The organism is Photobacterium sp. HL06 (assembly GCF_059552575.1).
Genome location: NZ_CM183914.1, coordinates 3,160,547 through 3,174,034 on the forward strand (window position 1 = coordinate 3,160,547; position 13,488 = coordinate 3,174,034).

A 13,488-nucleotide genomic window follows, 5' to 3' on the forward strand; every position below is an offset into this window, starting at 1 on the left:
AACTAGAAACTAGAAACTAGAAACTAGAAACTAATACAATTTGACCATTTATACGGACGTTTGCAACTCGGATGCAGTCACTTCAACGTTTTTTTCTATTTTGCTTTTGCGTACTAATTTCGATTGGGTTAGTTGGTTGCAGCCAAAAGTTCAATGATGTCAACGACACCATGAAACTTGCTGTATTTGGTGATCCTGATACAACGCTCAGTGCCGATGATATCAACAACCTGCCTTACGCCAGCATCTACGCACGCATGGATGACGGGCCACAAGCCTTCATGGTACTTGCACTAGCAGAGCCTTCGCCCACTTTTGGAAAAAAAACGGCGCCCCCGGAGTCTGTTCTGCCCGCAGCTCTGCAACTTAAATGGCTCTCGTCAGACAGCGGCATGCTCATAACCGAATATGGGCGCTTAGTCAAAACCCTTAACTTGCCGCAAGGGAATTTGATAGGCACTCATAGCCAACAGCCCGATCCACTGCGATTAGGCCTTCACTTGGAAAATACACCTCTCAGCTGGCAACGCCAAGTCGACTGGCAGCCGGGCTATCACTTTGGCTATACGCTCACATCGACCTTTGCCAAACAAGATGATGTGGTAGTGATGATTAACCAACGCCCTGTCCAAGCGATATACGTAATTGAAGCTGTCTCTGTCGATGCTCTCGATATCACCTACCAAAATGAGTTCTGGCTTGAACCAGCGACCGGCAAGGTAATCAAATCACGCCAAAAAATTGCGCCAGGGTTGCCTTATATCAATATCACCCTGTTAAAGCCTTATTCATGAGCTTAGGGAACTATATGAAATCACACTATTTATCCGGCATTACCTTAGCTTCCATGATCTCAGCAACCAAGACCTTATCTGCCATAACCTTATCAGTAGCGTCTTTAGCTACTATTACCAGACGAATATCGATTGGGCTGAGTATCGCTTGTTGCCTTTTAAATGGCACCACAGTGGTAGCGAATACTGAAATAGCAGCGACTAACACTACAGCAAGCGCTATAACCATCATGCTGACCAGCTCACATTCTCAACCCCAACAATTGCAGCTGCAATATCCGGCATCAGTGCGGTTAGAACAAATTCTTACTGATAGCCTAGCAAATTTATCTCAACTCCCTGCTACTTCGGAGCTTGCGACAAAACAGGCGGGAAAATCTGTTTACTGGACGGGCGCTGGTGCCTTTACAGCTTTTCCTCACCCTGAAAAACCACTTATTCTTAATCAGTTAAACACGCTTGCCAACCAAACTGGTCCCACAGAACGTGAAGTACTGACAGGCCTAAAAACTACGCTAGCTACGCTAGCTATCGGTCAACGTGTTTTCACCCCTCTCGATTATGATCAGGTTCGTATCAATAAATCCGATAACCCACTCGTCAAGCAAAACCTGACATTGGTATTACCTTCTCGGCCTTCTAGCATTCTAGTGTTAGGGGCGGTTCACAAACCTCAGTATTTACCTTGGCAAGCACGTAAAAATGCCGATGCTTATCTTAAGCAAACACAACCTGCTGATACGGCCGATAACAGCTTTGCGACTGTGATCCAACCAGACGGCACTGTAGAGCAACACCCTATTGCTTACTGGAACACTAGCCATATGGACATAGTCCCTGGTGCCATTGTCTACCTTGGCTTTTCTTCTTTGCCATCAGGGTATAAAGACCTCAATGATGCCGTTATCAACTTATTAAGGAACCGGGCCCTGTGATGCACCCAGCTGTTAAAACGTCTTTATCGGCCATCACCCTGGCCATGCTGCCTGTACTTCATATCCAGGCGGACGAATTTAGTTACCCACAATTTACACCCTCTCAATCTGATTTTGGTGGAGTGGGTTTAATCCAAATGCCTTCTGGCCGAGTCGCAAGAGAAGGCGAATTTACGGCTGGGGCAACTTATAACGACGAATACCACCACTATACGGTCTCTCTTCAGTTACTGCCGTGGTTAGAGTCGACCATTCGCTATACGCTGGTGCAAGATTTACTTTACAGTGATGATCCAAGCTTCAGTGGTGACACCGAATATACTGATAAGGGCATTGATTTTAAAATCCGTCTACTCGAAGAAAGTTACTGGCTACCAGAAACCTCCATAGGGGTGCGCGATTTCGGTGGTACTGGCTTGTTTGATGGGGAGTTTATTGCGGCCAGTAAGCATGTTGGCCCATTTGATTTCACCGTCGGCATCGGTTGGGGCTATATGGGCAATAGCGCGAATTTAACCGGAGATAAATCTAACGGCACCGATTGTGGCCGAAATACCGCGACAAAAGATAGAGGGGGAAGTGTCGATTTTGACCGTTGGTTTAGCGGCTGTAGTGCCGTCTTTGGTGGCGTAGAATATCAAACCCCTTGGGCCCCATTGCGTTTAAAAGCCGAATACGATGCTAATGACTATACCAGCGACTTCCCGGTTACCCGCGGTGGCATCGATATGTCGCAAGACAGCAAGCTCAACTATGGTGCCCTCTACCGCTTAGGAAATTGGGGCGATCTACGGTTGAGTTATGAGCGTGGTAATACCTGGACCTTTGGTTTTAACCTCAATACTAATTTCAATGATCTGAAAGCTATTTGGCGTGACGAACCCGTGCCTGCGTATCAGGCTAAGCCGAGTGACAGTCGCTCTACGGTTGATGGATCCACTATTAATGAAGCTAACCTCAGCTATACAGACTGGCAACAACTTGCTCAAGATCTGCATCAAATTGCCGGTTATGAAGATCCGACTATTTACGCCGATAATGACACTATCACTGTCGTGGCACCACAAACCAAATATCGTGACCGCAACGAAGCGCACCAACGAGCAGCGACGGTTATTGCTAATCAAGCGCCAAACACCAATGAATATCGTCTGATTGAAACCTCAAACCATCAGGCTATCACCGAAACCCGCATCAACAGCAAACAATACGCCAAAGTTGCCCAGTATGAGTACTTTGGCGCCAAGGTTGAAGACAGCACAAGCGTTAGCACACCAGAACCGCCACAGGGCACCTTAATAGCCAAATCGGACAAAACATGGGATGTTAGTGTTGCCCCTACCTTGCAGCAATCAGTGGGTGGCTCTGAAAACTTCTATATGTTTAACATTGGTATCAACGCCGGGGCCAACTATTGGTTTGGGGATCATGTTGAGTTAGGCGGTTCAGTCTACTTCAATATTTACGACAACTATGACAAATTCCTGTACGAAGTCCCACCTGATGGTACCGACCTCAAGCGAGTACGAACCTTGGTACGCCAGTACATCAACGATAACCCAGTGCGGATGGACAACCTCCAGCTAACCTGGATGGATCGACTGGGTGACAACTGGTACAGCCAAGGCTATGGCGGATACCTAGAAATGATGTTCGGTGGTGTCGGTGGTGAAGTCCTTTACCGACCGCAAGGCAGCAACTGGGCTATCGGAATGGATGCCAACTACGTCATCCAACGTGATCCGGATTCACAGTTCGGCTTCTTTACCGAAGAGATGCAGTTTGATCCGATCACCAATCGTAACTATAGAGTTCAAACAGGGGCAATGACCGGCCATGTCACTGCCTACTACCAACCGCAGTGGGAATGGTTACCGAATACCTTGTTTAAAATCAGTGCAGGCCAGTACCTGACCGAAGATAAGGGCGTTACGGTTGATTTCTCTAAGCAGTTCGATAGCGGCGTGATTGCCGGCGCCTTTGTTGCCCAAACTAACCTATCTGCTGAGGAGTTCGGTGAAGGCAGCTACAACAAAGGTTTCTACGTGTCTATTCCGTTTGACATCATGACGGTGAAGCCGAGTACCAACCGTGCAACGATTTCTTGGTTGCCGCTGAGCCGCGATGGTGGCCAGATGCTAAACCGAAAATACAGCCTGTATAGTGTTACCGATGCTCGTTATCCTTGGTATGGGCGGAAGGCGATGAACTAGGTTCCTGGTTCCTGGTTCCTGGTTCCTGGTTCCTGGTTCCTGGTTCCTGGTTCCTGGTTCCTGGTTCCTGGTTCCTGGTTCCTGGTTCCTGGTTCCTGGTTCCTGGTTCCTGGTTCCTGGTTCCTGGTTCCTGGTTCCTGGTTCCTGGTTCCTGGTTCCTGGTTCCTGGTTCCTGGGTCCTGGGTCCTGGGTCCTGGGTCCTGGTTCCTGGTTCCTGGGTCCTGGTTCCTGGGTCCTGGGTCCTGGGTCCTGGGTCCTGGGTCCTGGTTCCTGGTTCCTGGGTCCTGGTTCCTGGGTCCTGGTTCCTGGTTCCTGGTTCCTGGTTCCTGGGTCCTGGGTCCTGGGTCCTGGGTCCTGGGTCCTGGGTCCTGGGTCCTGGGTCCTGGGTCCTGGGTCCTGGGTCCTGGGTCCTGCAGGGAGAATTCTAAAGCCTAAGAGAAGTGTCAAGATCTTGCTCTTCCCTAGGACCTGCTTTTCCCAGAACCTGTTTTACCCCACATTCCCTAGGGCCTGCTCTTCCTAGGATCTGCTTTTCCTATCCCCCCCCCTTCCTTAATGCACTAAAAGATAGTCGTCAACTTTCTGTCGCACATTAATTCCAAGTCACTGAAATATTTTCAATAACCGTAACTTAGTTCTTCATTATTATTTTCAACAATGTTCAATTTATATTAAGCGTACTTAGCGTGATATTAACCGTAAAAGCAAAAATAAACAGCAGACAAAAAGTACAATTGCTCTAGAATTAAGTAATACATTTGTCAGTATTTGGCAAAATAACAAATATAATATTATGCTGTATTAACAATAATTTTGTAGAAGAGGACATGGAGCATGTTCAGGTCGTATGCTCACTTTTCAGTGAACCATCCAAACTTTCATAGATTTAACCTGTTGATTATACTTGGTATTTTTGCCATCAGTTGTTATCAACTACTCGCCAATGAGAAGCTTGAATATGCAATAGGCTTTTTATTAGTGCTAATTCCTACGTTTATCTTCGCAAAATCTTCCGACTATAAAAGTAAATATTTAAGCATAGACAAATAAAGGCAAAATAATGCTATTAATGTTAAAAGAGTGCTAATTAATAGCACTCTTTTACTGTGTAATAGATAAAACCAACTCGGGTTTCTGTCAATAATCCGGCAGTAATAGGCAACTTATTAAATAGTACCTTGCTGAAGCTGCGCCCACATATCTTTTACAATGATCTGATCAGCTGGCGTTAATTCAGATTGCGCTTTAGCCAAACTCGCATCAACGGCTTTGTTCATTGCTTCTATAGAGCTAGTGCCTTCCATTTCGCAGTTTGCTGCAGAGAGTGAAATGTGACCGCGAAGGTAACCTCCAGCGAATAGTTCATCGTCTGATGCAGTTTCTACCGTTTGATCGATTAGGGTTAGTAGCTTGTCTTCGTATTGCTGGATCATGTTTTTTACTCTTCTATTTGCTTCTATGTCAAGCCCATACAGCTTCAGGGGCTGGGAAGTCTTCTGATTGCAAAGCGGCTATTTGGTAATGCTCGCGTAGTGCATCTGATAATATCTTCGCACGTTCTGGCATGTCCTGCTCCAAATACGCCAGTACTTGTTCTCGCACTTTTAGGGTGAAGCCTAAACGGTCTGGTTCGCTGTTGCCGCTCAGGTTATCACAGCTGACCTGAAATCGAAAACCACAGCTTGCTGCCAAGATCCATTCGACGGCTTGGGGCTTTATCTCCACTTTTTCAAACTCTGCCTGCACCTCGGCACTGCGGCCATCCGGCTGATACCAGTAGCCGTAATCTTCCAGCAATCGGCGCTGAGGCCCGGCAATGCACCAGTGAGCTATTTCATGTAAAGCTGAGGCGAAATAACCTCGAGCGAAGATGATTCGGTGGTGTTTGTGCTCATCGCCAGCGGGTAGATAGATTGGCTCGTCACCGCCGAGGAGAAGTTCGGTGTTATGGGTTTCTAGGAAGGTTTGGTTGAAAATTTTTATTAGATCGTTGTAGTTGTGGGGCATTGTTAGGTTTCTGGTTGCTGGGAATGAAGGGATTATATAGGAAAAATGGGTCCTGTGGTCCTGTGGTCCTGGGTCCTGGGTCCTGGGTCCTGTGGTCCTGTGGTCCTGTGGTCCTGTGGTCCTGTGGTCCTGTGGATTGAAAATGCTTATAAAACAAGTGTCAAGCTTTTGCTCTTTCTCAATACTTTATTCATGCAACTTTGGCCAAGTACACCATAGGGACTTTGAGCCACTCTTTCCGATTTTCATCCATAAAAATTGGGAGTCTATTATCGAACAATTCCTTTCCTAATCTTTATCAACTTTGCCAGCATAACTGAAATATGTTTGGCATCATTAACAAACTTAAGGCCTTGTTCTTTAGAAATGTAACCCAGCTCTATTGCAATATAGAGCTGGGTTATCATTTCGCCGCATGAACCTTTCGCAATATATAAAAAACGGGCAGACTCTTTTACAGTTTCTCTTTCTTCACCTTCCGATATGTTGGAAGGAACTGATAAAGAACTCCTTGTCAGTTGATCGACTAAGCTAAAGTTTCGGCAGGAGCTTAAAGACTTCACAATATCAACAGAAAGCCTTGAACTCTTCTTCCAAACTTCTAGCTTTTCAAACCCTAAGGTTCTCATCTAATAATCCTTTAAAAGTACTGCCATAGGGCCGCAGGTCCACAGGTCCATAGGTCCACTCTTCCAAGGACCTAATACTCGCTTTTAAAACTCATCCACCTCATCCAAGAACTCATCCAGATACTCTTCCCCCTCCGGCTCTTCAGCGACACTTTCGCCACCTGTTGCACGGAAGTTCTTGTTCTGAATGTAGGCATCTCGGGTGAAGATGTATGGATCTGGCGAGTCTCTGAGTACCCCTTCTTGCGAGACGAGAGCGGCGCGATCTTCCATGCCTTCAAAGGCCCACTTACCTAGACTCTGCCAGAATGTCAGCAGGTTCAACGGGAAGTAGAGGCCGTCAACATAATCACCAGCACCTTCACGTAAGGTGATTGGGCCGTAAAGCGGGATCATAAAGAAGGGACCATTAGCTACGCCGTAGTAGCCCATAGAGTCACCGAAAGCCCGATTACTGGGTTTGGTGATGTCTGCCGCTGAGGCTATATCAATCAAGCCTGCTAAGCCAAAAGTGGTGTTGATCCAAAATCGGTTGAAGTGGGTAACCGCTTGCTCACCGTCGAGCATAATGATGCTGTTGACCATATTCGCCGGCTCATCCAAGTTGGCCAGGAAGTTGCGAATACCGGTTCTGACTGGGGATGGCACATAGTCCACGTAGGCAAGAGATACCGGACGGGCCAAATAAGGGTCGAGGTAGTCGTAGTTTAGATCCCACATGGCTCGGTTGAAGCCTTCAAACGGATCATAGGTGCCTTCAACATTGTACTGGCCATCCTGCTCGACATATTCAGCATTGGTCTCAGCTGTCGTTTCTTGGCTAAGGGCTTCTTCATTTGGAGTCTCTGCACAGCCAGAGAGACCTAAAATCAAAAGCAAGGGTAAAATAATTATTCTTTTCAAGGCTTTATTCCGTAGAAACAAAAAAGCAAGCTGGATAATAACAAGCATGTTTCATGCTTGGGCATATACTATCCAGCTTGCTTCATTAGTTCCAGCTTTGTTATTAGTATTGCTTATCGATCACCACATTTGTGGAACCGCCTAACGCAATCACAGCGCTTTGACCATACCAGTCGCCCTGCTTGGTCATCACGTTGCCATCGGTATCAATACGCGCTTTCACAATCATGTTCGGCAGCGATGACATCTTACGCTCTGGGATCATGCTATCGCTATCACTCAGTGTTAGGGTGATAGGGAACTGTGACAGCGGCATTCGGCGAGCGGCAACTGGCATCGGCGCACCATCTGCTGAGTGAACAGAAACAATCACCAGCCCCTGCGAAGGCAGTGTCACTGATGGGTCAAGTTCCACCTTCACCGATACGGTCGTTGCCGTGTTAGCTGCCTGATTGGCTACCTTCGTGATCTGGGCCTGCGCTCGCTCGATACTGCGATCAAGCATTTTGGCTCGTGGATCATCTTCGCCAATCATCTTCTTCATCATGGTCCAGTATGATACTGCCTGCGGGTAGTCACCACGCTCAAATGAGTCGAAGGCCAACAGTGACATCGCACGGATATTAGTGTGGTCCAGTTTGATGACATTACGCAGTAGCTGGCGCGCATAATCACTCTTGGCAGGATCACCAATCATCATTAGGGTCTGGGCGTAGCTAAGCTGAACCTCTGGGTTTCCTGGCTCTAGGGTATAGGCCCGTTTCATTGCCCCCTGCGCAGTATCGGCATCACGGTTTGCCATACCAATACGGCCAAGCAGCAACCAACCCGTTGCATCATTTGGGTTGTCATGCAGGCGGGTACGCAGCGCTAGCGTCAGATCATTCATCTCGGCATCGCTCAGCGGATCGGCATTTTGCTCATCCATCAGGCGCTTCGACAGCTCAGGTAACTGCGCGACGGTCTGCTGCCAAGACTCAACCTTATCAAGATTGCCAACACTGAAGTACATGCCGTAACACACACCAACCAACACTATAAGGCCCGGGATCAGCATCGCGGTGCTTACCGTGGTCTTTTGTTGATCAGTTTGGACCGGTACGTCATCAAGCAATGACTGCTGCAGCTCAGAAACCAACTCTTCCTGGTTCGACACCAGGCCTTCATTGCTTTCCGTTTTCAGCTCATCAATACGATCTTTAAAGAAGGCCTTGTTCAGCTCATCACGGCTGGCTATGTCATCTTGTGCCTTGCCAAAATACATTGGCGCAACAAAAATGGCAGCGGCGATCAAAACCAAAACAACGGTTATTAGCCAAAACAACGTCATTACTTCACCTTCCCGTCGTTATTCGGTTTCTGTTGTTCTATTTCTTCCAGCAGCGATTTCAAACGTTGCTCTTCTTCTGCTTCTAGTGTTGCGGTTGCTTGTGTCTCTCCTTTTTTGCGAGAGCGCATTACCAACACCGTAAAACCAATCAAAACAAACAACAATGGCCCGGCCCACAGGATGATCGTTGATAGCATCAAGGGTGGATCGTAGGTTACAAAGTTACCATAGCGGGCAATCATATAGTCGATGACATCCTGCTCGCTTTTGCCTTCGCTCAACATATCGAACGCTTTCTGGCGCATATCTTTAGCCAGCTCGGCATTCGAATCAGCAATGGTGTTGTTCTGGCATTTCGGGCAACGCAACGTTGCCGTCAGATCCTGGAAAGCTTTTTCCTGCTCTACCGTTTCGAACTCATACACGTCAATAGCAGCCGACACCGGCAGTGCCGCGGCCAATACGAGTCCCAACCCCAAAAGCATGGCAGTGATTCGTTTCATCATCCCTTCGCTTCCTCCAACAGTGCCTTGTACATAGGCTCTAATGTGTCAGCCCAGTTACGATTATTCACATCACCGACATGGCGGTAGCGGACTATACCGTTGGCATCGATCAGGAAGGTTTCAGGTGCGCCGTAAACGCCCAGATCCATGCCTAGCATGCCATTGCCATCAAACAAACTGTGAATATACGGGTTGCCCAGTTCATTTAGCCAACGGACGGCTTTTAGACGCTCATCCTTATAGTTAAGGCCGATGATCTTGACGCCGTTGCTCGCCAGCTCATTGAGGTAGGTATGTTCGGCATAGCAAGTCGGACACCAGGTCGCCCACACATTCAGCAGCAGTGGCTCACCTTTGAAAATATCCTGTTCATACAATTTACCAGCTTCAACCAAGTCTTCGAGCTTGAAGTTAGGTACTGGCTTGCCTACCAGTACCGATTCAAGCTTGGTCGGATCATCGCCGCCCGCATTGCGGGTCAGCTGAACCATGAAGACCACCGCCAGTGCCAAAAACAGTACCAGAGGTACAAACAATAATTTCTTATTCATCAGTTAACCTCAGCTTGCTTGGCAGCTTTTGAATTACCAATCTTGGCTTTTTTACGGAAACGGTAGCGCTTATCGCTGATTGCAAAGGCACCGCCCAACGCCATTAGTACCGAACCAAACCAGATCCAGTTTACAAACGGTTTGAAGTAAATACGGACTGCCCAGGCACCATTATCCAGCTTCTCACCCATTGCGACATACAAGTCACGGGTAACACCGCTGTCGATAGCCGCTTCAGTCATCATAGAGCCTGCAACGGTGTAGAAACGCTTCTCTGCATGCAATTCAGTAACAAACTTACCGTTACGGGTGATATTGAAATCTGCGATATAACCATCATAGTTCGGGCCATCTGCATCACGCAGGCCTGCAAAATGGAAGTCATAACCTTCAACCTGAACGGTCTGTCCCGGAGCCAGACGTACATCACGTTCGAGATCGTAGTTAGAAACCAGTGTAATACCAATCACGCTGACAGCCAGACCAATATGGCCAAGCATCATCGCCCAGTGGCTACGGCCAAGCTTGCCAAGGCCCTTGATAAAGCTATGGCGGTGTGTAGCACGCTGATAGAGTTCAAAGCCGTGCATCACTACAATCCAAACCGCCATTACCAAGCCCAGAACCGCCATTGGTTCCATGCTGCTTGCAAACAGCATAATGGCCAAGAAAGAGAACGGCAGGGTGATCGCCGCTGAGATGATCATCGGCTTGCGAATGCTAGAAACATTATCGCGCTTCCAGCGTACCAGTGGACCGATACCCAGAATGAAGGCAAATGGGATCATCAGCCAGGTGAACAAGGTATTAAAGAACGGTACACCGATTGACACAGAGCCTAAGCCAATCTGCTTGTGGATCAGCGGCAGCAAGGTACCAATCAGTACCACAATCAGGCCCGCAACCAGCAAGAGGTTGTTGGCAAGCAGCAAGTTCTCGCGCGAGAACAGGCTGTAGTTACCACGGGAGCGGATTTGACCTCCGCGCAGAGCATAAAGCAGCAATGAACCGCCGATCACCACAATCAGGAAGCCAAGAATAAACATACCGCGCGCCGGATCCGAGGCGAAAGCGTGAACTGATACCAACACACCGGAACGCACCAGGAAGGTACCTAGCAAGCTCAGCGAGAAGGCAGAGATAGCCAGTAGTACTGTCCAAGCTTTAAACGTACCGCGTTTTTCTGTTACCGCCAGCGAGTGCATCAGTGCTGTACCGGCCAACCATGGCATAAAGGAGGCATTTTCTACCGGATCCCAGAACCACCAGCCGCCCCAGCCAAGCTCGTAGTAAGCCCACCAGGAACCTAGTGCAATACCCAGTGTCAGGAATGACCACGCTGCAATAGTCCAAGGACGAGACCAACGTGCCCACGCCGTATCCAAACGGCCTGTCATGAGTGAAGCAATGGCAAATGCAAATGCAACAGAGAAGCCTACATAGCCCATGTACAGCATCGGCGGGTGAATGATCAGTCCTGGATCCTGTAGCAACGGGTTCAAGTCTCGGCCATCAACCGGGAAAAAAGGCAAAGTACGCAGGAACGGGTTAGAGGTAACAATGATAAACAGCAGGAAACCTACCGAAATCATTCCCATTACCGCCAATACGCGTGAAACAGACTCCAGCGGCATACCACGGCTGAACATCGCAACGGCAGCCGCCCACGTCGCCTGGATCAGTACCCACAGCAGCAGCGAGCCTTCATGCGCGCCCCAAACTGCGGTGATACGGTAGTACCACGGCAACAGGCTGTTCGAGTTACTGGCAACATAGGTTACGGTAAAGTCATTGGTATAAAACGCCCAGCACAGTATGACGAACGACAAAAATAGCATGCCGAAAACGCCGTAAGTCAGTGGACGAGCCATCCGCATCATTGACTGGTTGCCGACAGAGGCACCATACAATGGATAGAAACTTGCGAGGAGCGATAACCCCAACGCAACTATCAGGCTAAAATGCCCTAATTCTGCAATCATTGAACACTACCCTGCATCTGATCTTCAGTGTATTGAAGAGGTTCGTGGGTTTTCTTCATCGCTTCCGCCACTTCCGGTGGCATATACTCTTCATCGTGTTTTGCCAGCACTTCGTGAGCTTCAATAGTGGTTGCATCAATCAACACACCCTGAGCCACAATACCCTGCCCCTCACGGAACAGATCCGGCAAGATACCATCGTATTTGATGGTAACGGCCGGGCCGACATCAGCCACATCAAAGCGAACGACCAGCGACTGAGGATCACGCTGAACCGAACCTTCCACAACCATGCCACCAATACGCAGGCGCTGGCCGACTTCAGGCTTGGTGCCATCAGGCTTGCCCTGTACCAATTCGGTCGGGGTATAGAACAGGTCCATATTCTGATTTAACGCATACAGCATCAAACCAACGGTTGCGCCGAGGCCCAGAACCAACGCCAAAATTAACGTCAGGCGTTTTTTACGTCTCGGGTTCATAGTGTGTTCTCCAGTTTTTTCGCTTCTTTAATGCGGTGCTCACGAGCGATTTTGTTCTTGATTTCTGCCGCCAGGCGGCGTTTTTTACTCAGGCTTGAAAATAAAATCCAAAGTAGTGCGGCAAAAGAAATGCCATATGCACCCCAGACATAGGAGGCATAGCCACCCATGGCTAAAAAGTCACTGAAAGATTCAAAATGCATGATGGCCTCACTTCATTAATTCGCGTACCCAAGGGCGATGACTTTCACGGGTAATGATTTCATTACGCAGACGTACCAACGTCACCGCACCAAAGAAACAGGCAAAACCGATAATGTTCAGTAGCAACGGCCACAGCATGGTGCTATCCATTGACGGTTTATCAAACTTGGTAATCGTAGCGCCCTGATGCAGCGTATTCCACCACTCAACCGAGAAATGGATAATCGGCAGGTTAATCACCCCGACCAGCGCCAAAATACCCGCTGCTTTCGCGGCAGTTTTCTGATCGTCGAATGCGCTATAAAGAGCAATCACACCAAGATAGAGGAACAACAGGATCAGTTCAGAGGTCAGACGGGCATCCCACACCCACCAGGCTCCCCACATTGGTTTACCCCAGATCGCACCAGTAAGCAGCGCTATCACGGTAAAGACTGCCCCAATCGGCGCCATAGCAGCGGCAGCCATATCGGATAGCCTGATCTGCCAGACCAAACCAATAAAGGCAGCAATCGCCATCGACATATAGGCACCCATCGACCAGATGGCCGCAGGAACATGAAGATAAATGATCCGGAAACTATCGCCTTGCTGGTAATCTGTCGGGGCGAACATCAGCCCCCAAATCGTGCCTCCGATAATCCCCAACAAAGCAATGATTGAGAACCAAGGCAACAAAGTACCGCACAGACGATAGCAATTTTCAGCTTTCGCGTAGGGATGTAACCACTTCCACATATTTCTGCTCTACTCGTGTAATAGTAATAAGTACGTTTTCAACCAGCGCATTGTTCATTCTCTTTTGAGGAACAACATACCAATGAAACGATTTCATCATTAAGTCAGGACCAGTAAAGTTAAATACCCCCTTTGAGGTACTTAGCTATCTAATCCCTGCTTCCTTGTTCTTGCTCAAATTGTCTCACGAGATCCATTCATATGAGACATATTA

At 48.2% G+C, this 13,488-nt stretch carries 15 protein-coding genes; 3 read left to right on the forward strand and 12 right to left on the reverse strand.

The window, feature by feature from the left end; all coding sequences use genetic code 11:
• Positions 1 to 170: 170 nt before the first annotated feature.
• Positions 171 to 794 carry a YjbF family lipoprotein gene (locus tag AC51G0_RS14220; protein ID WP_496299305.1) on the forward strand — a complete coding sequence of 208 codons (624 nt, stop codon included), beginning with the start codon at positions 171 to 173 and terminating at the stop codon, positions 792 to 794.
• Positions 795 to 819: 25 nt separating this feature from the next.
• Here the strand turns inward: AC51G0_RS14220 and AC51G0_RS14225 are convergent, their stop codons facing one another.
• On the reverse strand, positions 820 to 1,026 hold the full coding sequence (locus AC51G0_RS14225; RefSeq protein ID WP_496299306.1) for a hypothetical protein: 207 nt from the start codon (positions 1,024 to 1,026) through the stop codon (positions 820 to 822).
• Between AC51G0_RS14225 and AC51G0_RS14230 the strand changes: the two genes are divergently transcribed.
• A complete protein-coding gene (locus AC51G0_RS14230) occupies positions 1,025 to 1,729 on the forward strand; it encodes a capsule biosynthesis GfcC family protein (protein ID WP_496299308.1) in 705 nt (234 codons plus the stop codon). The genes AC51G0_RS14225 and AC51G0_RS14230 overlap by 2 nt on opposite strands.
• The gene (locus AC51G0_RS14235; RefSeq protein ID WP_496301959.1) at positions 1,729 to 3,942 is read left to right on the forward strand and encodes a YjbH domain-containing protein; all 2,214 of its coding nucleotides are present in this window, start codon (positions 1,729 to 1,731) and stop codon (positions 3,940 to 3,942) included. Before AC51G0_RS14230 ends, AC51G0_RS14235 begins: the two co-directional genes overlap by 1 nt.
• Positions 3,943 to 5,108: 1,166 nt before the next feature.
• Here AC51G0_RS14235 and AC51G0_RS14240 read toward each other — a convergent pair.
• From AC51G0_RS14240 to AC51G0_RS14290, 11 genes are all read right to left on the reverse strand, one after another.
• Positions 5,109 to 5,375: a YfcL family protein gene (locus AC51G0_RS14240; RefSeq protein WP_496299310.1), complete on the reverse strand. Its 267-nt coding sequence runs from the start codon at positions 5,373 to 5,375 to the stop codon at positions 5,109 to 5,111.
• A gap of 28 nt (positions 5,376 to 5,403) precedes the next feature.
• On the reverse strand, positions 5,404 to 5,949 hold the full coding sequence (locus AC51G0_RS14245; protein ID WP_496299312.1) for an elongation factor P hydroxylase: 546 nt from the start codon (positions 5,947 to 5,949) through the stop codon (positions 5,404 to 5,406).
• Positions 5,950 to 6,218: 269 nt separating this feature from the next.
• Complete coding sequence (locus AC51G0_RS14250) at positions 6,219 to 6,578, reverse strand: four helix bundle protein (protein ID WP_496299313.1); 360 nt, start codon at positions 6,576 to 6,578, stop codon at positions 6,219 to 6,221.
• Positions 6,579 to 6,662: 84 nt separating this feature from the next.
• Complete coding sequence (locus AC51G0_RS14255; protein ID WP_496299315.1) at positions 6,663 to 7,481, reverse strand: MlaA family lipoprotein; 819 nt, start codon at positions 7,479 to 7,481, stop codon at positions 6,663 to 6,665.
• A 103-nt stretch (positions 7,482 to 7,584) separates the two neighbouring features.
• The gene (ccmI, locus tag AC51G0_RS14260) at positions 7,585 to 8,811 is read right to left on the reverse strand and encodes a c-type cytochrome biogenesis protein CcmI (protein WP_496299317.1); all 1,227 of its coding nucleotides are present in this window, start codon (positions 8,809 to 8,811) and stop codon (positions 7,585 to 7,587) included.
• The gene (locus tag AC51G0_RS14265; protein ID WP_496299319.1) at positions 8,811 to 9,317 is read right to left on the reverse strand and encodes a cytochrome c-type biogenesis protein; all 507 of its coding nucleotides are present in this window, start codon (positions 9,315 to 9,317) and stop codon (positions 8,811 to 8,813) included. The genes ccmI and AC51G0_RS14265 overlap by 1 nt, the downstream gene beginning before the upstream one ends.
• Complete coding sequence (locus tag AC51G0_RS14270; protein WP_496299321.1) at positions 9,314 to 9,868, reverse strand: DsbE family thiol:disulfide interchange protein; 555 nt, start codon at positions 9,866 to 9,868, stop codon at positions 9,314 to 9,316. Before AC51G0_RS14270 ends, AC51G0_RS14265 begins: the two co-directional genes overlap by 4 nt.
• The gene (locus tag AC51G0_RS14275; protein ID WP_496299323.1) at positions 9,868 to 11,850 is read right to left on the reverse strand and encodes a heme lyase CcmF/NrfE family subunit; all 1,983 of its coding nucleotides are present in this window, start codon (positions 11,848 to 11,850) and stop codon (positions 9,868 to 9,870) included. The genes AC51G0_RS14270 and AC51G0_RS14275 overlap by 1 nt, the downstream gene beginning before the upstream one ends.
• Complete coding sequence (gene ccmE, locus AC51G0_RS14280) at positions 11,847 to 12,332, reverse strand: cytochrome c maturation protein CcmE (protein WP_496299324.1); 486 nt, start codon at positions 12,330 to 12,332, stop codon at positions 11,847 to 11,849. The genes AC51G0_RS14275 and ccmE overlap by 4 nt, the downstream gene beginning before the upstream one ends.
• Positions 12,329 to 12,535 carry a heme exporter protein CcmD gene (gene ccmD / locus AC51G0_RS14285; protein ID WP_496299325.1) on the reverse strand — a complete coding sequence of 69 codons (207 nt, stop codon included), beginning with the start codon at positions 12,533 to 12,535 and terminating at the stop codon, positions 12,329 to 12,331. The genes ccmE and ccmD overlap by 4 nt, the downstream gene beginning before the upstream one ends.
• Positions 12,536 to 12,542: 7 nt before the next feature.
• Positions 12,543 to 13,274, reverse strand: coding sequence for a heme ABC transporter permease (locus tag AC51G0_RS14290; RefSeq protein WP_496299326.1), 732 nt, complete (start codon positions 13,272 to 13,274; stop codon positions 12,543 to 12,545).
• Positions 13,275 to 13,488 lie beyond the last annotated feature (214 nt).

What these genes read in the sequence shown, in the direction of transcription:
- AC51G0_RS14220 (WP_496299305.1), top strand. Translation starts at nt 171, where the DNA reads ATGAAACTTGCTGTATTTGGTGATCCTGATACAACGCTCAGTGCCGAT.
- AC51G0_RS14230 (WP_496299308.1), top strand. Translation starts at nt 1,025, where the DNA reads ATGCTGACCAGCTCACATTCTCAACCCCAACAATTGCAGCTGCAATAT.
- AC51G0_RS14225 (WP_496299306.1), bottom strand. Translation starts at nt 1,026, where the DNA reads ATGATGGTTATAGCGCTTGCTGTAGTGTTAGTCGCTGCTATTTCAGTA.
- AC51G0_RS14235 (WP_496301959.1), top strand. Translation starts at nt 1,729, where the DNA reads ATGCACCCAGCTGTTAAAACGTCTTTATCGGCCATCACCCTGGCCATG.
- AC51G0_RS14240 (WP_496299310.1), bottom strand. Translation starts at nt 5,375, where the DNA reads ATGATCCAGCAATACGAAGACAAGCTACTAACCCTAATCGATCAAACG.
- AC51G0_RS14245 (WP_496299312.1), bottom strand. Translation starts at nt 5,949, where the DNA reads ATGCCCCACAACTACAACGATCTAATAAAAATTTTCAACCAAACCTTC.
- AC51G0_RS14250 (WP_496299313.1), bottom strand. Translation starts at nt 6,578, where the DNA reads ATGAGAACCTTAGGGTTTGAAAAGCTAGAAGTTTGGAAGAAGAGTTCA.
- ccmI (WP_496299317.1), bottom strand. Translation starts at nt 8,811, where the DNA reads ATGACGTTGTTTTGGCTAATAACCGTTGTTTTGGTTTTGATCGCCGCT.
- AC51G0_RS14265 (WP_496299319.1), bottom strand. Translation starts at nt 9,317, where the DNA reads ATGATGAAACGAATCACTGCCATGCTTTTGGGGTTGGGACTCGTATTG.
- AC51G0_RS14270 (WP_496299321.1), bottom strand. Translation starts at nt 9,868, where the DNA reads ATGAATAAGAAATTATTGTTTGTACCTCTGGTACTGTTTTTGGCACTG.
- AC51G0_RS14275 (WP_496299323.1), bottom strand. Translation starts at nt 11,850, where the DNA reads ATGATTGCAGAATTAGGGCATTTTAGCCTGATAGTTGCGTTGGGGTTA.
- ccmE (WP_496299324.1), bottom strand. Translation starts at nt 12,332, where the DNA reads ATGAACCCGAGACGTAAAAAACGCCTGACGTTAATTTTGGCGTTGGTT.
- ccmD (WP_496299325.1), bottom strand. Translation starts at nt 12,535, where the DNA reads ATGCATTTTGAATCTTTCAGTGACTTTTTAGCCATGGGTGGCTATGCC.
- AC51G0_RS14290 (WP_496299326.1), bottom strand. Translation starts at nt 13,274, where the DNA reads ATGTGGAAGTGGTTACATCCCTACGCGAAAGCTGAAAATTGCTATCGT.